The 19432-nt window shown below is 69.7% G+C and carries 17 protein-coding genes; 3 read left to right on the forward strand and 14 right to left on the reverse strand.

Translation table 11 applies throughout. From position 1 onward, the window contains the following. Window positions 1-39: 39 nt before the first annotated feature. Both ABZY11_RS09885 and ABZY11_RS09890 read left to right on the forward strand, forming a co-directional pair. Entirely contained in the window at window positions 40-2532 is a 2493-nt protein-coding gene (locus ABZY11_RS09885; RefSeq protein WP_356478648.1) for a ThuA domain-containing protein, read from the forward strand. Next, complete coding sequence (locus ABZY11_RS09890; protein WP_356478649.1) at window positions 2529-4763, forward strand: family 16 glycoside hydrolase; 2235 nt, start codon at window positions 2529-2531, stop codon at window positions 4761-4763. The genes ABZY11_RS09885 and ABZY11_RS09890 overlap by 4 nt, the downstream gene beginning before the upstream one ends. An 11-nt stretch (window positions 4764-4774) precedes the next feature. Here ABZY11_RS09890 and ABZY11_RS09895 read toward each other — a convergent pair whose 3' ends face one another. Further along, window positions 4775-5854 (reverse strand): ABC transporter permease, encoded by a 1080-nt coding sequence (locus ABZY11_RS09895; RefSeq protein ID WP_356478650.1) that lies wholly within the window; start codon window positions 5852-5854, stop codon window positions 4775-4777. Next, entirely contained in the window at window positions 5851-6882 is a 1032-nt protein-coding gene (ligD, locus tag ABZY11_RS09900; protein ID WP_356478651.1) for a non-homologous end-joining DNA ligase, read from the reverse strand. Before ligD ends, ABZY11_RS09895 begins: the two co-directional genes overlap by 4 nt. A 76-nt stretch (window positions 6883-6958) precedes the next feature. Between ligD and ABZY11_RS09905 the strand changes: the two genes are divergently transcribed. Continuing rightward, the gene (locus ABZY11_RS09905; RefSeq protein ID WP_356478652.1) at window positions 6959-8026 is read left to right on the forward strand and encodes an ATP-dependent DNA ligase; all 1068 of its coding nucleotides are present in this window, start codon (window positions 6959-6961) and stop codon (window positions 8024-8026) included. On the opposite strand, the gene ABZY11_RS09910 is transcribed toward ABZY11_RS09905, so the two are convergent. Genes ABZY11_RS09910 through ABZY11_RS09965 form a run of 12 tightly spaced genes read right to left on the reverse strand, consistent with a single transcriptional unit; the run spans window position 8009 to window position 19431 of the window. Next, complete coding sequence (locus ABZY11_RS09910) at window positions 8009-9205, reverse strand: lytic murein transglycosylase (protein ID WP_356478653.1); 1197 nt, start codon at window positions 9203-9205, stop codon at window positions 8009-8011. The genes ABZY11_RS09905 and ABZY11_RS09910 overlap by 18 nt on opposite strands. A gap of 22 nt (window positions 9206-9227) precedes the next feature. Continuing rightward, a complete protein-coding gene (locus tag ABZY11_RS09915; RefSeq protein WP_356478654.1) occupies window positions 9228-9986 on the reverse strand; it encodes a hypothetical protein in 759 nt (252 codons plus the stop codon). A gap of 41 nt (window positions 9987-10027) precedes the next feature. Further along, window positions 10028-10558, reverse strand: coding sequence for a hypothetical protein (locus ABZY11_RS09920; RefSeq protein ID WP_356478655.1), 531 nt, complete (start codon window positions 10556-10558; stop codon window positions 10028-10030). A gap of 59 nt (window positions 10559-10617) precedes the next feature. Continuing rightward, the gene (locus tag ABZY11_RS09925) at window positions 10618-11220 is read right to left on the reverse strand and encodes a hypothetical protein (RefSeq protein WP_356478656.1); all 603 of its coding nucleotides are present in this window, start codon (window positions 11218-11220) and stop codon (window positions 10618-10620) included. 23 nt (window positions 11221-11243) lie between these two features. Beyond that, window positions 11244-11765, reverse strand: coding sequence for a hypothetical protein (locus ABZY11_RS09930; RefSeq protein WP_356478657.1), 522 nt, complete (start codon window positions 11763-11765; stop codon window positions 11244-11246). Continuing rightward, window positions 11762-13024, reverse strand: coding sequence for an MlaD family protein (locus ABZY11_RS09935; RefSeq protein WP_356478658.1), 1263 nt, complete (start codon window positions 13022-13024; stop codon window positions 11762-11764). The genes ABZY11_RS09930 and ABZY11_RS09935 overlap by 4 nt, the downstream gene beginning before the upstream one ends. Beyond that, on the reverse strand, window positions 13021-14172 hold the full coding sequence (locus tag ABZY11_RS09940) for an MCE family protein (RefSeq protein ID WP_356478659.1): 1152 nt from the start codon (window positions 14170-14172) through the stop codon (window positions 13021-13023). The genes ABZY11_RS09935 and ABZY11_RS09940 overlap by 4 nt, the downstream gene beginning before the upstream one ends. Continuing rightward, window positions 14169-15281, reverse strand: a complete 1113-nt coding sequence (locus ABZY11_RS09945) for an MCE family protein (protein WP_356478660.1) — start codon at window positions 15279-15281, stop codon at window positions 14169-14171. The genes ABZY11_RS09940 and ABZY11_RS09945 overlap by 4 nt, the downstream gene beginning before the upstream one ends. A 1-nt stretch (window position 15282) precedes the next feature. Then, entirely contained in the window at window positions 15283-16302 is a 1020-nt protein-coding gene (locus tag ABZY11_RS09950; protein ID WP_356478661.1) for an MCE family protein, read from the reverse strand. Then, window positions 16299-17330 carry an MCE family protein gene (locus ABZY11_RS09955; protein WP_356478662.1) on the reverse strand — a complete coding sequence of 344 codons (1032 nt, stop codon included), beginning with the start codon at window positions 17328-17330 and terminating at the stop codon, window positions 16299-16301. Before ABZY11_RS09955 ends, ABZY11_RS09950 begins: the two co-directional genes overlap by 4 nt. Beyond that, complete coding sequence (locus ABZY11_RS09960; protein ID WP_356478663.1) at window positions 17327-18628, reverse strand: MCE family protein; 1302 nt, start codon at window positions 18626-18628, stop codon at window positions 17327-17329. Before ABZY11_RS09960 ends, ABZY11_RS09955 begins: the two co-directional genes overlap by 4 nt. Beyond that, complete coding sequence (locus ABZY11_RS09965; protein ID WP_072485014.1) at window positions 18628-19431, reverse strand: ABC transporter permease; 804 nt, start codon at window positions 19429-19431, stop codon at window positions 18628-18630. The genes ABZY11_RS09960 and ABZY11_RS09965 overlap by 1 nt, the downstream gene beginning before the upstream one ends. Between the last annotated feature and the right edge of the window lies 1 nt (window position 19432).

Raw genomic sequence — 19432 nt, forward strand, 5'->3', positions numbered from 1 at the left:
ATGCGCTGTTGCAGTGACCAAAGAGGGGTGGGTGACCACATGCAGCGCGCACCACATCACAGGTCCAGATCGCGACGCGGACTCGCGGCGGGCCTCGCGGCCGGCGCACTGACCGCTTCCCTGCTCGGCGCCAACACCGCCGAGGCCAGGCCCTATCCGGAGCCGCCCGGCTCCCTGGCGACAACGTTGTCCCTGCCGTCGCCGCCGGGCGGTGCCGACGTCAAGGTGCTGGTGTTCCATGCCTCAGCCACCGAGGAGTCCCCGACGGTCGACCCCGGGATCGCGGCGATCGAGAAGATCGGCCTGACCGGCCCGGAATCCGGCCGGTTCAGGACCGTCGCCACCGACGACCCCACGGTCTTCACCAAGAGCAAGCAGCTCGGCAAGTACAACGCCGTGGTCTTCCTGACCGGCGGCGGCGATGTCCTCGACCCGGAGCAGGAGGCCGGCCTTGAGGCGTTCATGGAGGCCGGCGGCGGCTTCCTCGGCATCCATGACGCCGCGCGCACCGAGCCGTACTCGGACTGGTTCACCGGCCTGGTCGGCGCCCGCCCGGCGGCGAACAGTCCGACTTCCGTACAGCGTGCGACGGTCGAGATCGGAGACCGGCGGCATCCGGCGACCAAGAACCTTCCGCTGGAGTGGAAACGCCCCGACAAGTGGCTGAACTGGACGAAGAACCCGTCCGGCGCCGTGCACACCGTGGCGCGGGTCCGCGAGATCACCTACAAGCCGGGCGCGAGTGCCAACGGCTGGGACCACCCGGTCTCCTGGTGCCGCGACTACGACGGCGGCCGGTCCTTCTACACGGCGATGGGCGGTACGGTCGACAGCTTCGCGGAGACCGACTTCCGCGACCATCTGCGCGGCGCGCTGAACTGGACGACCCGGATCTCGCAGGCCGACTGCAAGGCGACGATCGACTCCAACTACAAGGCCGAGCGCGTCACCCAGCCCAACCAGCCGGGGCAGAACGACCAGATCGGCGAGCCGCACGGCCTGGTCGTCGCCCCCGACGGACGCGTGCTGTACATCGGGCGCGGCGGCGCCGACAGCAGCGGTCCGGTCGTCACCGACTGGAACAACCCGGACATCGGCAAGGGTCTGGGCCAGATCCATGTCTACGACCCGAAGACCAAGAAGGTCACCCTCGCCGGTGCGCTGACGATCTTCGGCAACAAGGGCGGCGGCGACGAGCTGATCAAGGTCGAGGAGGGGCTGCTCGGCATCGAGCTGGACCCGGACTTCGAGAAGAACGGCTGGGTGTATCTGCACTACACCCCGCACTCCAAGCTGGACCGCGACAAGCAGATGGCGGTGCGCCAGGTCTCCCGCTTCACCCTGGACCCGGCGACGAACAAGCTGGACCTGTCCTCGGAGAAGGTGCTGCTGCAGTGGCCCGTCCAGGTCCACAGCTGCTGCCACGCGGGCGGCGGGATGGCCTGGGACTCCAAGGGCAATCTGTACATCGCGACCGGTGACAACAACTCCTCCGGTTTCAGCGACGGTTACTCCGGGAACAACCCGCAGCCGAACTACAAGGGCGTCTCGTTCGCCGACGCCCGCCGCACCGCGGGCAACACGAACAACCTCAACGGGAAGATCCTGCGGATCCACCCGGAGGACGACGGCACCTACACCCTGCCCGAGGGCAATCTCTTCACCGGCAAGGAGCCCGACGAGGGCGGTGGCAAAACCCGCGGCGAGATCTATGTGATGGGCGTGCGCAACCCCGCCCGGATCTCGGTCGACAAGTCGACGGACACGTTGTACGCGGGCTGGGTCGGCCCCGACGCCGGCTCGCCCTCCACCACCTGGGGCCCGGCCAAGTACGACACGTTCGCCGCGATCACGAAGGCGGGCAACCACGGCTGGCCGTACTGCATGGGCAACAAGCAGCCCTACCGGGACCGCAATCTGCCCGACCCGGCCAAGCCCCTCGGCTGGTACGACTGCGACCACCCCAAGAACGAGTCGCCGAACAACGACGGCCTGGTGAATCTGCCGCCGGTCACCTCCAACACCATCTGGTACTCGCCGCAGGGCGGCGGCGTCGACTACCCGCGCGACGCGAACGGCGTCCCCAGCTACAAGGCCGAGGACCAGAAGCAGCTGCTGCCGTGGCTCAAGGGCGGCGGCCAGGCCACGATGAACGGCCCGGTCTACCGGTACGACGCGGCGAGCACCAGCGCCGACAAGTGGCCCTCCTACTGGGACGGCAAGTGGTTCGTCGGTGACTTCTACGACGGCACCCAGCCCCGGCACGCCGTGCTCACCGACCCGAAGACGGTCGGCAAGGGCGGTCTGCCCACGCACGCCGAGTCCCTGCGGAAGATCATCCCGGTCGGGGCGGACGGCATCCGCAACCTGATGGACTGGAAGTTCGCCCCGGACGGTTCGCTGTACGTCCTGGACTACGGGCGCGGCTTCTTCACCTCCGACTCCAAGTCCGCGCTGTGGCGTGTGACGTACAAGGGCGGCGGTCCGACCCCGGCCGCCGAGGATCTGGCCAGGAAGGCGGCAGTGCAGTGAGACATCGTCCGGTCCTCTTCCGAAAGCGGTACCGTCCCGCCCGATTGTGGCTCGCGCTGCTGGGTTCGTTCCTGATGGTGCTGGGGCTGACCTCCACGGCGGCGTACGGCCGTACGGCGACTCCCGCCGGTGCGGCGGCCGACCAGGTCCTCACCTGGACCGCGGGCGACCCCATCGACCGCTATCTGTCCGCCCCGAAGACCGCGGTGGCCGGCAAGGCGACCATCGTCTTCGAGAACAGCGCGGCGACCGGCAACACCACGGGGATGCCGCACACCCTCACCTTCAGCGTCTCGGACCCCGAGTTCAACAACGACGTCACGCTGAACATCCTGGCCAATCCGGCCGACGACCAGGGCGGCAGGCACACCGCCGAGGTCACGCTCTCCCCCGGCCGGTACTTCTACCACTGCACCATGCCGGGGCACGAGGCGATGCAGGGCATCCTCATCGTGACCGAAGGCGGTGGCGGCGAGGACACCACGGCGCCCGGCACCTCGGCGAAGGTGGACGGCGACAAGAACGCCGACGGCGCGTACATCGGTCAGGCAACGGTCACCGTCTCGGCGACCGATGACGGCTCCGGCGTCGACACCGTCGAGTACGCGGTGGGGGCGGACGGCGCCTGGCAGCCGTACACCACACCGATCGTGGTCGACCAGGTCGGTACGCATACGATCCGCTACCGGGCCACTGACAAGGCGGGCAACACGGCGGCCGAGAAATCGGTCGACTTCGCGGTCGCCGCGCCGCCGACGGACGACAAGACGCCGCCGGAGACCTCGGCGACCGTGTCCGGCGAGAAGAACGACCAGGGGCAGTACCTGGGAATGGCGACGGTCACCGTGACCGCCTCCGACACCGGGTCCGGCGTCAACACCATCGAGTACGCGATCGGGGCGGACGGCGCCTGGCAGCCGTACACCGCGCCCGTGATGGTGCACGAGACCGGCGCCCACCGGGTCCGCTACCGGGCCACCGACAAGGCCGGCAACACGGCGGCCGAGAAGGCGGTCGACTTCACCGTCGTCGCACCGCCGACGCAGGACAAGACCCCGCCGGAGACCTCCGCGAAGGTCGAGGGCGACAAGAACTCCGACAACGCCTACATCACCAGCGCCAAGGTGACGGTCACCGCGACCGACGCCGAATCGGGCGTGGACAAGGTCGAGTACTCGCTCGACGGCGGCCCGTACCTCGCGTACACCGCCACCGTCATCGTGGACCGCGTCGGCTACCACACCGTCGCCCACCGGGCGACGGACAAGGCCGGCAACACCTCCGTCGCGAAGCAGGTGTCGTTCACCGTCGCGGAGAGCGGGGGCGTACCGGCGCCGAACTGCCCGGAGTTCGACGAGCGGCTCACCGTCATCGTCGGCACGATCGACACCGGGGTCCCCAACCGCATCACGGGCAACCGCTGCACCATCAACGAGCTGATCGAGGACGAGAAGGACTGGTCGTCGCACGCGCTGTTCCTCAAGCACGTCGACGGTGTCCTCGACAAGCTGCTCGCCGCCGGTGTGATCGACGCCCGCGAGCACAAGAAGATCTACCGGGCGGCCAAGCAGTCGGGGATCGGCATGCCGGGCCAGGACGAGGGCTACAAGAAGCTCTTCGACGGCACGGCGGAGTCCTTCGCCAAGTGGCAGCAGGTCGGTGGCGGAAAGTTCGGGCTGGGCGCGGACGGCACCATCACCAGCTCCACCGCGGTGGACGGCATGGGCATGCTCTGGTTCCCGGGCCGGCAGTACGGCGACTTCTCGCTCAAGCTCCAGTGGCGCGACGACGCCCCGGGCACGGGCAACGCCAACAGCGGGGTGTTCGTCCGCTTCCCGAACGTCCACGACAACCCGGAGGAGTCGCGTCCGGAGTGGGTCGCCATCAAGTACGGCCATGAGGTGCAGATCCTCGACCGGCCGGACGGCGACATGTACAAGACCGGCTCGATCTACGGCTTCGACCGGATCGGCCTGGCCGGCGCCGGGGTCACCCCCAAGGGCACCTGGAACGACTACGAGATCCGGGTGGTGGACCAGCACTACTCGGTCTACCGCAACGGTGTCCTGCTGAACGAGTTCGACAACAACGGCGGTCAGGTCTTCGAGCCGCCACGCGGCGACGACCCGGGCACCGACGGCCGGCGGTACGCCTCCGGTTACATCGGACTCCAGGTCCACGGCACCACGGACGTGGTCTCGTACCGCGACATCCGTATCAAGGAGCTGTAGCCCGGACCGGATCAGGTGGCCGTGGCCGCATGCCGAGGCATGTGGTCACGGCCTCCCGGGTGCCGGTGGCGCCACACCCAGAACACCGTGCAGGAGACCACCGCCCAGACCCCGAGCACCAGATACGGGAAGATCCGCTGGTGGCCCTGGTAGTAGACCGCGGTGTGCTGGGCGTTGACGGAGGCACCCGGCGGCAGCCAGCGTCCGATGTGCCCGAGCACGGACGGCAGGAGCGGCCAGGAGACCGCCCCGCCGGACGACGGGTTCCCCAGGAGCACCATGACTCCCCAGGTCGGGATCATCGCCCAGCGCCCCATCAGGGTGTTGAACATGGTGAAGACCATGCCGGAGGTGAACATCGTGAACGCCAGGATCAGCCAGGACTCGAAGAACGGCAGGTCCACCGCGCCCAGCCACCAGTCCACCACCGCGACGATGGTGAAGCCGCCGAGCAGCGAGTAGCCGATGGTGAAGGCGATCCGTTCCAGCGGGAGCAGGGCGCGGGCGTGCACGCTCAGCTGGATCGCGCCGACGAAGCCGATGATGACGGCGGCGAGCGAGATGTAGAACAGGGCGAGACCGCGCGGGTCGCCCCGTTGCAGGGGCTTGATGTCCCGCACGGCGACCGGTGAGTCGATTTCGGCCCCCACCTTCACCGCGGACTCCGCGAGCAGCTGGGCGACCGCGGCACCGGAGGCGCTCGCGACATCCAGCGACACACCCCGGTCGGTGGCCCGGACGATCGCGAAGACCTCCTGTTCGTCCAGTGCCTCGCGTGCCTGTGCCCGGGTCGCGAACAGACGGATGTCGAGCGAGGTGTCCAGCGCCTTGTCCATGCCGGCGACGAACTCCTTCCCGCGATCCGTCGCCGGGTGGCTGACCACCGCGGTGGGGACCCGGTGCGGGGTCGGGTTGGCCATGGCGTAGGTGTAGGAACCGGCGAAGAGTCCCGCCGCGGCCGCGAGGATGAACAGCAGGACGGTCGCGGGGAAGTACGGCGATTCCTTGTAGGCGGCCCACTTCTGGCCGCGGCCGAGCGGCCTGCCGTGCGCCCCGTGCGGTGCGGCGGGCTCCAGGTCGGGCGCCCTCATCCCGCGGCATCTCCGTCGTGCCGGGCCCGGCTCGGCTGGACCCGTTTCGGCTCGCCCGGCATCTTGGGGTACTCCGGCGGGTACGGCATGTCGCCGAGCCCGCGTTCCCGCTCGTCGCGGTCGGCCAGCTCCAGCAGCGCGTCGAGCGGGAAGGCGTGCTCGTCCATGTCCGCGTGCACATCGCCCACATCGGCGTAGCGCTTCGCCATGGTGCGGATGTCGAAGTCGCGCGGTTCGGCGTCGTCGATCTCCTCCCAGCGCAGCGGGGCGGAGACCGGGGCGTACGGGCGGGGGCGCACGGAGTAGGCGGAGGCGATCGTGCGGTCGCGGGCGGTCTGGTTGAAGTCGACGAAGATCCGCTCGCCGCGCTCCTCCTTCCACCAGGCCGTGGTCACCCGGTCCGGCATGCGGCGTTCCAGTTCGCGTCCGGCGGCGATGGCGGCCCGTCTCACCTCGGTGAACGTCCACTGCGGTGCGATGGGGACGAAGACATGGATGCCCCGGCCGCCGGAGGTCTTGGGCCAGCCGCGCAGCCCGTGGTCGTCGAGCACGGACCGCAGCTCGTGGGCGGCCCGGACCGCGTCGGCGTAGTCCGTTCCCGGCTGCGGGTCGAGGTCGATGCGCAGCTCGTCCGGGTGGTCGGTGTCGGCGCTGCGGACCGGCCAGGGGTGGAAGGTGAGCGTGCCGAGGTTGGCCGCCCAGATGACGGCGGCGAGCTCGGTGGGGCAGATCTCGTCGGCGGGCCGGCCGCTCGGGAAGGCGATCCGTGCCGTGGGGATCCAGTCGGGAAGGTTCTTCGGGGCCCGTTTCTGGTAGAAGAACTCGCCGTCGACGCCGTCGACGAAGCGCTGGAGGGTGGTGGGCCGGTCGCGCAGGGCGCGGGTGATGCCGGGGCCCACTGCCAGGAAGTACTCGGCCACGTCCCTCTTGGTATAGCCCTTCTCCGGGAAGTAGACCTTGTCCGGATTGGAGAGCCGTACGGCCCGTCCGTCGGCTTCGAGCTCCACTGCTTTCACCGCTGCACCCATGACGGTCACGGTAGGCCGGGCTCACATATGCCGCATATCGGGAGACTTACGCCCGGTCATGCGTGAGAATCGGGCCATGGATCTGCCGGTGATGCCTCCTGTGAAGCCGATGCTCGCCAAGTCCGTGTCCAGGATCCCGCCCGGCATGCAGTACGAGGCCAAGTGGGACGGCTTCCGCGCGATCGTGCACCGGGACGGCGAGGAGGTGGTGATCGGCAGCCGCACCGGCAAGCCGCTCACCCGCTACTTCCCCGAGCTGGTCACCGCGGTCCGGGACAATCTGCCGCCGCGCTGTGTGATCGACGGCGAGATCGTGATCGCGTACGACGGACGGCTCGACTTCGACCGGCTCAGCGAGCGCATCCACCCCGCCGATTCCCGGGTGCGGCTGCTCGCCGAGCAGACCCCGGCCAGTCTGGTCGCCTTCGACATCCTCGCGGTGGGGGACGATTCGCTGCTCTCCACCCGGCAGTCCGACCGCCGCGCCGTGCTGGAGGCGGCCCTGTCCGGCGCGTCGGCGCCCGTCCATCTCGCCCCGGCGACCACGGACCCGGCCCTCGCCCAGGAGTGGTTCGAGCGGTACGAGGGTGCGGGGATCGACGGTGTGGTGGCCAAACCGCTCGATCTGCCGTACCGCCCCGACACCCGGGTGATGTACAAGATCAAGCACGAGCGGACCGCCGACTGTGTGGTGGCGGGGTACCGCTTCCACAGGAGCGGCCCGGTCGTCGGCTCGCTGCTGCTCGGCCTGTACGACTCCGGGGGCGTGCTTCAGCACGTCGGGGTCTGTGCGGCCTTCTCGATGAAGCGCCGCGAGGAGCTGGTCGCGGAGCTGGAGCCGCTGCGCGTCGATTTCTCCGGCCACCCGTGGGCGGCCTGGGCCGACGCCGAGGCGCACGAGCGCGCCCGGCTGCCCGGGACGCAGAGCCGCTGGTCCGGGAAGAAGGACCAGTCGTGGGTGGCGCTGCGCCCGGAGCGGGTCTGCGAGGTGGCGTACGACCACATGGAGGGCGACCGTTTCCGGCACACCGCCCAGTTCCGCCGGTGGCGGCCTGACCGCACCCCCGGCAGCTGCACCTACGCGCAGCTGGAAGAGGTGGTGCGGTACGACCTGGCGGAGGTGCTGTCAGCCGGTGGGATCTGAGCCCGGCGGCGTGGCGCACGGGTCCTCGCCGGCCGTCGGGTCGGGTTCCGGGGTCTCGGTGGCTCCGGACGTCTCGGTCGGGTCCGGTGACGTCGAGCCCGTCGGGCAGCCGGGGCCCGGCTCCGAGGTGCCGGGGTCGGGGCTCGTACCGGGGTCCGGAGTGGCCGATCCGCTGTCGGTCGGGTCGGGTGAGCCGGTGCCGGAGTCGGTGGGGTCCGGTGAACCGGTCGGCAATCCGGAGGGCTTCGGGGTGGTCGACGGGGAGGGCTGATGCGAACCGCCGGGCTGCGGGCCCACTATGATCCCGCCGTCCGGGGCGCCGGGGCCGCCGACGGGGTGCTTCGGCTTGTTGGGTCCGCCCGCGCCGGGGCTCTCGGGGACGGTGCCCTTGCCGTCGGCCACCGGGTGGATGCCCTTGCGGTAGAACTCCAGCCAGGACAGCACGGTGCGCAGATAGGTGTCCGAGTGGTTGTAGCTGAGGATCGCCCGGTCCAGATCCACCTTCACCGACAGATCGCGCGGTCCGGCGCAGAGGTAGTAGCCGGCGGCGAGTGCGGCGTCGTAGATGTTGCCCGGGTCGCGGCGGCCGTCACCGTTTCCGTCCTTGCCCCAGTGGGCCCAGGTCGAGGGGATGAACTGCATCGGGCCGACCGCCCGGTCGTAGGTCCGGTCGCCGTCGTACGCGCCGCCGTCGGTATCCGGGATATTGGCGAATCCCGCACCGTTGAGGACCGGTCCGAGGATCGGGGTGAGCGTCGTGCCATGGGCGTCGACGCGTCCGCCGCCCGCCTGGCCGGACTCGACCTTGCCGATCGCCGCGAGTAACTGCCACGGCAGCCGGCATCCGGGGTCGGTCCGCCCGAGCGCGCTCTCCGCCTTGCGGTAGGCGGCGAGCACCGTGGCCGGGATGCCCGCCTCGGCCCACGACCGGGCGACGGCCGGGCCCTGCTTCTCACCTGCCTTCGGCGGCTTCGGCGACTGGAGCGGCGGCAGTTCGGTGTGGTACGAGTCGTCGTTGGGTACGTGCGACCACTTGACCTCCTCGGCCTCCGGGCGCTCCTTCGGCGCCGCTTCGTGACCGACGAGTCCCGGTGCCTGGGACGCGGTGAGCGCGGCCATCGCGGCGACCGCGGCCGCCGTGCCACTGAGTCCGCGGCGCATCGTGCCGTTGAACCTCATGTGTGCTCCCCTCTCCCCCGGGTCACCGGGTGAACGTGTCGATGGCGGAGATCCGCCAGGTGTTGCCGCGGCGAACGGCGTCCACGGCGAACATGGCCGCCGCGTACGTCGTCTCGTCCGACTTGCCGGTACGGGTGTTGCTCTGGTCGGCGAAGATCAGCAGCCGGGCCCGGTCGCCGTCGAGGAGCTCCACACCGCTGTCGGTGACGGTCGTGGTCAGCACCAGCTTCTGTTTCTGCCCCTGGGCGCGGACCTGGGCGAGCATGTCCTTGTGCTGCTGCACCGCCTTGCCGACCAGATGGGTCGCGGCCGCCTGTTCGGACGTGTCCGGCGAGGCGTAGTTGTACGAGAACACCGCGCCGACGGCGTCGGCGATCCGGCCCTTCACCTCGCTGGTGCGGCTGATGTCGGTGAGGGCGGTGTTCTGCCGGGACGGGTCGTCGCGCAGGCTGCCGGCCGAGGTGAACGCCCAGGCGGCGAAGGCCCCGAGCAGCACGGTGAGGGCGCAGAGAACGGCGGGCAGCCGGACCCGGAGGCGGGTGCGCCGCTCGCCTCCCGGTTCCGTCTTCTCCCGGGCCCCGGCCGCTGCCGGATCGGCGTCGTGGGTGACCTCGTCGTCCGTGACCCCGTCGTCGGTGGTGGTGTCCTTCGCGGACGGGTGCGGCACCGGCTCGTCATGGGATGTGTCCGGGTTCGCGGGCCGCGCCGGAGCGGCGGCACGTTCCGCGGCGACGGTGGCCAGGCGGCGCTGACGGTTGACGAGGTGACGGGTCGTCGACATGTCCGGGTTCCTCTCGGTGACGGGGGTGGGAATCGGTGGCGTCAGCCGGCCGTGTTGCCGACGGGTGCCTGGCCGAGGGCGCTGAGCTTCCACCCCTCGGAGGTACGGGTGAGCCGGCCGAGCATCCGGCTCTCCTTCACCGCGGGCTCGCCCTTCTGCGCGGTCACGGTGACCCGCAGCGCCACCATGACCCCGGCCTTGCCGGCCCGGTCGTCGAGTTCGGTCACCGCCCCGGACAGGATCTGGGCCGTGCTGACCGTCTTCGCCTGCTGGATCTGCTTCACGAACGCGGCACGTCCGTCGACGAGTTGCTGATGCAGTTCGCCGGTGGTGGAGTCCTCCCAGCTGTCGAGGCCCTTCGCCAGCTTCCGGTGGTCGAGCGTGTTCATGTTCTGCACGGCCTGCTCGCCCGCGGCCAGCGCTTCGTCGCGCGCCTGCGCGTACGCCGCCGACTCGTCGTGCGCGGCCTCGTAGCGGGACACTCCGCCCCAGGCCGCCGCGCCCGCCGCCGCGACCGTCAGCACGACCGCCGCCGCCGTCAGCGGGTTCCTCGTCATCCGTACCCGTGCCATCGCTGTCTCTCCCCTGCCGGCCGATCCGTACCTGGTTGTGCGCGTGCGGTCGCTGCTGTCTATCTGGCGGTGATCTCGACCACGGTCCAGTGGCCGTCCCGCAGTTGGGCGGTGACCGAGAGCTGTGCCGCCGCCGTGGTGGCCGGCTTGTCCTCCCGCTCGTAGACCTGGTCGAGGAAGACCAGCAGGTGGGCGCTGTCGTCCGTCAGCCGGGTCACTCCGGCGCGTACGACATGGGTGGTCAGCGTCAGCTTCTGGTCCGCGGCCTGCTTCTCGACCTGGCCGAACAGGGCGGCGTACTGCTGGAGCGCCTTGCCGGCCAGGAGCTGCTTCGCCGACTCCTTGGTGACGGCGGTGGCCTGCGGGCTGTACGAGAAGACCTTGCCTAGTGCGTTGCTGACATCGCCCGCGACCCGGGTGGTCGCCTCGCTGTCGGTCAGCGCGTGATTCGAGGTGGCGGGGGTGTCGCGCAGTGCCCTGCCCTCGACGAAGAGCGCGCCGCCGGCCGCGAGCAGTGCGACGACCAGGACGGCTGCCACGATGCGCGGCCACCGCCGGGCGGGTCCGGACGGGTCCGGCCGAGGCCGGTCCAAGTCGGCGACCGCGCCGGGTTCTTCGGCCTCCTCGGCGTCCCGTGTGTCCGTGTCCGTTTCGGTACTCACGACCGCTGTCCCTCCCCGCTCGTTCATGCGCCGCTCCCGACCGGTATCGCCGAGAGCGCCTTGACCTTCCAGCCGTCCGGGGTCCGGGCCAGCGTGGCCTCGAAGCGCTTGCGTTCGGTGCCGCCCTTTCCGGTGCGCGGGGTGACCTCGACATCGACGGTCGCGATCATCTCGGCCGTCCCGGTCCGCTCGTCGAGCGCGGTGAGCGCCGCGTCGGTGACCTTCCCGCGTGCGGTGGCACCGGACTTGGTCAGCTCCTTCGCGTCCTTGCTCCGGGTGCGTCCCAGCTGGTCGTGGAGCGGCCCGGTCGAGGAGTCGAGCCAGGCGCCGAGGCCGGCGTCCACGCTCCTGGCGTCCTTGGCGTCGAGGCTGTTCAGCCGGGCGAGGTGGTGCTTCCCCTCGGCCAGCGCGACATCACGGTTCTTCGCGTACGCCAGGCTGTCGTCGCCGCGCGCCCGGGCGTACGACCAGCCGCCGAGGGCGCAGACCAGCACGGCGGCGAGCAGCACCGTCCAGCCGGTCAGGGCCCTGGTCCGGGATGTCATCGGCCGCCTCCCTGTCCGAGTCCCAGCAGTCCGGCCATGCCGTCCTCGGCCGTCGGGGCCTGGCCGGTGACACCGAGCGCCCCCGGGAGCCGGTCCGCAAAGTCGCGTCCCAGCAGCATGGAACCGGGTCTGGCGGGCTCGGGCACGGCGCCGCCCTTCGGCGCGTTCGCGCTGCCGCGGACGTTGATGCCGGTGCCGGGCGACGAGGTGCAGCGGGCCTTGGTGTTGACGGGCGGTCCGGCCGTGGTGTCCAGGCCGGTGCGGTAGACCGTGCCGCCGTATCCGGCGGTGCAGGGCAGCGGTTCGAAGAAGGTGACCGACATGCCGAACCGGGCGCCGTTCTCGTCGATCGCACTGGCCCCGGCGGCCGCCACCGCGGGCAGTTTCACCAGGAGTTCCTCCATGCCGCGCTGCCGGGTGACGGCGACCTCGGAGGTGGTGAGGAGGTTGGCGACGACGACGCCGAAGCTCGGGTCGAGATCCCGCAGCAGTCCGCTGATCTGCCCGGTCGCGTCGGGGGCGACCGCGATCAACTTGCGCAGATCGGTGTCGGATCCCTTGAGCTGGGCGGCCAGTTCCTTGGCACCGGAGGCGAAGCCCTTGAGCGCTTCGCCCTGTTCGGCCTGGGTGCGCAGCACGGTCCGGCCATCGGCCATCAGCCGGGTGTTGACCGGCAGCGCGTCGTCCGCCGCCTGAACGAATTCACTCCCGGTGTCCAGCAGCACCTGGAGGTCGTCGCCGCGCCCTTCGAACGCGGTGCCGAACTCGTCGACGACGGTGCGCAGGGATTCCAGATCGACCGAGCCCGCCAGGTCGTTGACGCTGGTGAGGACATTGGTGACGGGGGCGGGGACGGTGGTGTCGGCCTGGTCGATGACGGAGCCGTTCGCCAGGTACGGGCCCTCGGTGCGGGTGGGCCGCAGATCGACGTACTGCTCGCCGACCGCGGAGAGGCTGGCGACGATCGCCTTGAGGCCGTCCGGGATCTTCGGGGCGTCCTTCTCGATGCGCAGTTCGGCCTCGACCCCGTCGTCGGTGAGCTCGATCGGCCCGACCCGGCCCACCGAGACGCCGCGGTAGGTGACGTTGGAGTGGGTGTACAGCCCTCCGGTGCGCGGGAGTTGGACCGTGACGGTGTAGTAGCTGCGCAGGCCGATGTAGTGGCCGAGGTCGGCGTACCGCACCCCGAGGTAGCCGAGCACAAGCACCGCGATGATCAGGAAGGAGATGTTCTTGAGCCGGATGGCGAGGGTGATCATCGGCTGCTCCCGTTCGTGCCCGCCGTCGGGATCTGGGGAAGAGGCAGCGGCGGCGTCCGGCCGGAGGCGCTCGAACCGGCCCCGGCCTGCGGAGGCGCCGCCGGTACGAGCGGCGGAATGAGCTGGGTGCCGGGCACGGCCGTCAGGTCCAGGTAGACATTGAGGTAGTCGCCCTTCACCCCGCGCAGCACCTCGTCCGTGAACGGGTAGGTGAGCAGCACCTGGAGGGAGTCGGGCAGGTCGCGGCCGGAGTCGGCGAGCGCCTTGAGACTGGGGGCGAGGGCCTTGAGGTCGGCGATCATGTCGGCCTTGCTCTTGTTGACCGTGTCGACGGCGACGGTGGAGAGGGTGTCGAGCGAACGCAGCATGGTGAGGAGCGAGCCGCGCTGCTTCTCCAGGACCTTCAGACCGGGGCTGAGCCCGGTGAGGACCGTGCCGACGTCCTGTTTGCGGGTGGCGAGGGTGGCGGAGAGCCGGTTCACCCCGTCGAGGGCGTCGGTGATGTCCTTCTTGTGGCCGTCCAGGTTGGTGACGAGGGTGTTGACCCGGCCGAGCATGGAGCGGAGCTGGGGCTCGCGTCCGGCGAGTGCTTTGTTGAGCTCGGTGGTGATGGTCTTGAGCTGATTGACACCACCGCCGTTGAGGAGCATCGACAGAGCACCGAAGACCTCTTCGACCTCGGGGTTCCGGTTGGTCCGGGTCAGCGGGATCCGGTCCCCGTCGGCGAGCCTGCCCTGCGCGGTGCCGCCCGCCGGGGCCGCGAGCTGGATGTACTTCTCGCCGAGGAGGCTGGACTGTTCCAGGTGGGCGTAGGCGTTGGCGGGCAGTTCGACCTCGCCGTTGACGCGCATGGTGACCTTGGCGTTCCAGCTGCCCGAGCCCAGGGAGACCTTGGTGACCCGGCCCACGGCGACATCGTTGACCTTGACCGATGCCTGCGGGGCGAGGCTGAGTACGTCAGCGAACTCCGCGGTGATCTCGTACGGGTGGTCGCCGAGGTCGGCGCCACCGGGCAGCGGCACCTGGTCGATCCCGGTGAAGGCGGGCAGGCCGGAACCGGTGACGACGAGGGCCAGGCCGATGCCCACGGCCAGCACCGCGGCGACGCCGGTCGTGCGGGCTCCGGGTCTGCGCAGCACACGGTTCATCGGTTCGCCCCCTTCTTTTCCGCGGCGGTCTTCGCCGGGGTGCCGTAGACGGTGCCGACTACCGGGAGCGGCAGGGTGGGCAGCGTCCTTCGGCGGGCGGCGTCCACCGGGGTGAGGCCGGCGAGCCCGGTGGCCTCGGTGAGCGGTCCGCCCATGGAGAGTTCGTTGAGGTTGGTGCGGCCGTTGAGCGTGCGGTTCACCGGGTCGTAGGCGTTGACGACGTTGCTCGCGGCGAGCGGCAGTGTGTCCAGTGACTCGGCGAGCGAGGCCCGCTGGTCGACCAGGGTCTGGGTGAGCGGCACCAGGGCGTCCACGTTCGCCTTCAGGGCGCCGCGGTTCTTCTGGATGAAGCCCTTGACCTGGCCCAGTGCGGTGCCCAGTTCCTTCAGCGCGGCGCCGAGGTTCTCCTTGTCGTCGGCGAGGAACCCGGTGACCGAGTTGAGCTGCTGTTCGGCGGCGCGCACATTGCCGTCGTTGTTCTTCAGCACGGTGGTGAAGGTCTGGAGGTGGGACAGCGTGTCGAAGAGGTTCCCGCTGCTCTTGTCGAGGGTCTTGGTGGCCTTGCCGAACTGCTCGATGGAGTTCCCGATGGCCTTTCCGTTGCCGTCGAGGTTCTTGGCCCCGGTGTCGAGGAGTCCGGAGAGCGCTCCGTCGGCGTTGGCTCCGTCGGGGCCGAGGGCCTTGGAGAGCTCGGTGATGGAGTCGTACAGCTGGTCCACCTCGACGGGGGTGGCGTTGTTCGCGGCCGGCAGTACGGCGTGGTCGGCGATCTGCGGTCCGCCGTCGTAGGCGGGCGCGAGCTGGATGTAGCGGTCGGCGACGAGGCTGGGGGCGACGACCACGGCGTGCGCCTCCTTGGGGACCTTGACGCCCTTGTCGACCCGCAGGGTCACCTCGACCTCCTTCCCCCGCGGCGTGACCGATTCGACCCGGCCGACCCTGACGCCGAGGATCCGCAGGTCCGATCCGGCGTACACACCGGTGGCCTGGTCGAAGTAGGCGGTGATGGTCGTCGTTCCCTCGTCGTCCATGGCCATCACACCGGTGGTGGCCGCGACGGCCACCAGGGCGAGTCCGGCGCCGATGCCGACGATGCGCTTCATTCTCATGTCAGCGGCCGCCTTGCTGCTTGGGTGGCTTGCACTCGGGTCCCGCCGGTGTGCCCGCGGGCACGTAGTTCTTCGGGACGATTCCGCAGACGTAGTTGTCGAACCAGCGGCCGCTGCCGAGGGTGTTGCCGACGAGCCGGCTGTACGAGCCGGCGAGCGAGAGCACCTTGTCGAGACTCTTGCGGTTCTTCACCAGTACCGCGGTGACCCTGCCGAGCGAGTCCAGGGTGGGCTTCAGCTGCTTGTTGTTGTCCTGTACGAGGCCGGTGAGCTGGGTGCCCAGATTCCGGGTGCCGGTGAGCAGCAGGTGGATGGAGTCGCGGCGTGCCTGGATCTCGCCCAGGAGCAGATTGCCGTCCTCCAGCAGGGTCTCGAAGCTGCTCTTCTTGTCGGCGAGCGTCTTGGTGAGCTGCTTGCTTCCCTTGAGGAGGGTGGCGAGCTCGGCGTCCCGTTCGGAGACGGTCTTCGAGAGGGCGGAGAGCCCGTCGGCCGCGCTCTTCACGTCCGGCGGGGAGTCCTTGAAGGTGTCGGAGATCGTCTCGAAGCTCTTGGCGAGCTGTGCGGTGTCGATCTCGCCGATGGTCTCGCCGAGTCCGTTGAACGCCTGGGTGACGTCGTACGGGGAGGTGGTGCGGCTCGCCTTGATGCGCTCGTGCGGGTCCTGCGGGGCGTTGCCCAGCGGGTCGACGGCGAGGTACTTCTCGCCGAGCAGGGTCTTGATGGCGATGCCCACGGTGGAGGAGTTGCCGATCCAGGCGTCCTTGACCTTGAAGGTGACCTTCACCTTGGGGCCGTCGAGCGAGACTCCGGTGACCTCGCCGACCTTCACTCCGGCGACGCGCACCTCGTCGCCCTCGCTCAGTCCGGCGGACTCGGTGAAGTCGGCGCTGTAGGTGGTGCCGCCGCCGATGAAGGGCAGCGTGTCCACGCGATAGGCGCCCAGGCCGATGAGGGCGAGGACGAGCAGCCCGACGACGGCCACGGCGACGGGGTTGCGTTCCCGTACGGGTTTGATTCTCATGCCTGGCACCTCGGCTTCCTGACCTCGATGCCGGTGGGCGGGGCGCTGCCGTCCTCGGTCGTCACTCCGCCGACCTTGGCCTCGCAGAGGTAGAGGTTGAGCCACGAGCCGTACGAGGTGAGCCGGCTGATCGCCGCCATCTTCGCCGGGGTCTTCTGCAGGAAGTTCTCGATCTGCAAAGTACCCTTGCCCAACTGGTCGGAGAGCCGCCCGAGTTGCTTGATGTCGGCCTTGAGCGGCGCCCGGCCGTCTTCGAGGAGGTCCGCGGTGACGGTGGTGAGCGCGCCCATGGCGGTGACCGCCTCGCCGAGCGGTTTGCGGTCGCCGGCGAATCCGGTGACGAGTTTCTGCAGGGTGACGACGAGGTCGTCGAAGCCGGCCTCGCGGTCGTTGACGGTCTTCAGGACCGTGTTGAGGTTCTTGATCACCTCGCCGATCACCTTGTCCTTCGCGGCGACCGTGCCGGTCAGCGAACCGACGTGCGAGAGGATGCTGTCCACGGTGCCGCCCTCGCCCTGGAGCACCTGGACGATGGAGCCGGCCAGCTGGTTGACGTCGGGCGGGGAGAGTCCTTCGAAGAGCGGCTGGAAGCCGTTGAAGAGCTGGGTGAGGTCGAGCGCCGGGGTGGTGCGGGAGAGCGGGATGGTCGCTCCGGCGGCGAAGCTCCTGCCGACCGGCCCGGCCCCCTGGTCGAGGTCGATGTAGCGCTGACCGACCATGTTGAGGTACTTGATCGAGGCGGTCACCGAGGCGGGGAGCCTGCGCCCCTTGCGGACGGCGAAGCCGACCTCGGCGAGCCTCTTGTCGGCCACCTCGATGGACTCGACCTGTCCGACCTTGACCCCGGCGATCCGGACGCTGTCGCCGACGACCAGCCCGGTGGCGTCGGTGAACCTGGCCCGGTACGTGGTGGTGTCGCCGACGCCCGTGTTGGCGATGGACAGCGCGAGCACGGTGGTGGCCAGAACGGTCACCAGGATGAAGACGATCGATTTCGCGAGCGGACCGGCGAGAGAGCGGCGCTTCACTTGAGCTTCACCTCCGCACCGCGGAAGGCCGGACCGATGAGCACGCTGCTCCAGTCGGGCAGGGTCTGCGGCTGGACTTTCAGTGAGGGAGCGACCAGCTCGTTGACGAGTTGGCTCTCCTGCGGGGAGTTGGGCATGCCGAGAGCGGACTGCGGGGCCGACGGCGCCGCGCCGGCCGGCTCGGTGCCGGGTGGGGTGACCGGAGTCGCCGTGCGGGTGTCCGCGGTCGGCACGGACCCGCCCACGTACGGCACGGAGTAGCAGTGCGGTCCGCCGGTCGCGTTGTAGACGGGGGTGTCCTTGCCGGGCACGTATTTACCCCGGGACTTCACGGACTTGAGGGTGACATGGAGTCCGGGCCGGTCGGTGCCCTTGCCGAGCGCCTTGTCCATGGCCGGGACGAAGCCGGCCATGGTCCGCAGGGTGCAGGGGAATTCGTCGGAGTACTTCGCCAGCAGTTCCAGCGTCGGCCTGCTCGCGGCGGACAGCCGGATCAGGTTGTCCTTGTTCTCCCGCAGGAACGAGGTGAGGTCCTGGGCGGAGGCGGTCGTGGACCCGTACAGTCCGGCGAGTTGCGCCTGCTGCTCGGCGATGGTGCCGCTGGTGGTGGTGAAGTCGGTGAGCGCGTCGAGGACGTCGGGTGCGGCGTCGCCGTACACCTTGCTCACCTTGACGAGTTCCTTGATGTCGGCGTTGAGCGTGGGGAGCTGGGGGTTGAACTTCGCCAGGTGGGCGTCGAGCGTGACAAGGGTGTCGCCGAGCTTCTCACCGCGCCCTTCGAGTGCCTGGGAGACCGCGCCCAGGGTGGCGGCGAGCTTCTCCGGCTTGACGGCGGTCAGCAGCGGCAGCACGTTGTCGAGGACTTCTTCCAGCTCGATCGCGTTGCTGGAGCGGTCCTGCGGAATGACGGAACCGGCCCGCAGCGTCCGGGTGGACGGCATCGCGGGCGGTACGAGTGCGACGAACCGTTCCCCGAAGAGCGTGGTGGGCAGCATCTGGGCGGTCACGTCGGCCGGTATCCGGTCGAGCTTGTCGGGATCGATGGCCAGGGTGAGCCGGGCCCCGTCCCCGTCCGCCGCGATGCCGCGGACCTGGCCGACGACGACGCCGCGCAGCTTCACATCGGCGTTGTCGTGCATCTCGTTGCCGACGCTTCCGGTGCGTACGGTCACGGTGGCATCGTCGGTGAAATCCTTCCGGTACACCGAGACCGAGACCCATACGAGCACGGCGGGCACGAGGAGGAAGGTGACTCCGGCGAGTCTGCGGCGGACGGTCTGCGTCCGGTGGGAGTTCATCAGCCGGCCACCTTCACCGTCGTGGTCGCGCCCCAGATGGCCAGGGAGAGGAAGAAGTCGGTGACGCTGATGAGCACGATGGCGTTGCGCACCGACCGCCCCACCGCGACGCCCACACCGGCGGGCCCGCCGGTGGCATGGAAGCCGTAGTAGCAGTGGGCGAGGATCACCATCACGCTGAAGATCAGCACCTTGAGCACCGACAGCAGCACGTCGTCCGGGGAGAGGAAGAGATTGAAGTAGTGGTCGTACGTGCCCGCGGACTGCCCGTTGAACAGGACCGTGATGTAGCGGGACGCGAGGTACGAGGAGAGCAGCCCGATCGCGTACAGCGGGATGATCGCGACGACCCCGGCGATGATCCGGGTGGAGACGAGGTACGGCATGGACCGCACCCCCATCGCCTCCAGTGCGTCGACCTCCTCGTTGATCCGCATCGCGCCGAGCTGGGCGGTGAAGCCGGCGCCCACGGTCGCGGAGAGCGCGAGTCCGGCGACGAGCGGGGCGATCTCGCGGGTGTTGAAGTAGGCGGAGATGAAGCCGGTGAAGGCGGAGGTGCCGATCTGGTTGAGGGCCGCGTATCCCTGGAGGCCGACGACGGTGCCGGTGAAGAGGGTCATCGCGACCATCACGCCGATGGTGCCGCCGATGACGCCCAGACCACCACTACCGAAGGCCACTTCGGCCAGCAGCCGCTGGACCTCGCGCAGATAGCGGCGCAGGGTTCGCGGCACCCAGATCAACGCGCGCACATAGAAGGTGAGTTGTTCACCGGATCGGTCGAGCCAGCTGAGCATCGACATC

The sequence above is a fragment of the Streptomyces sp. NPDC006510 genome (assembly GCF_040611955.1).
Lineage (GTDB): Bacteria > Actinomycetota > Actinomycetes > Streptomycetales > Streptomycetaceae > Streptomyces.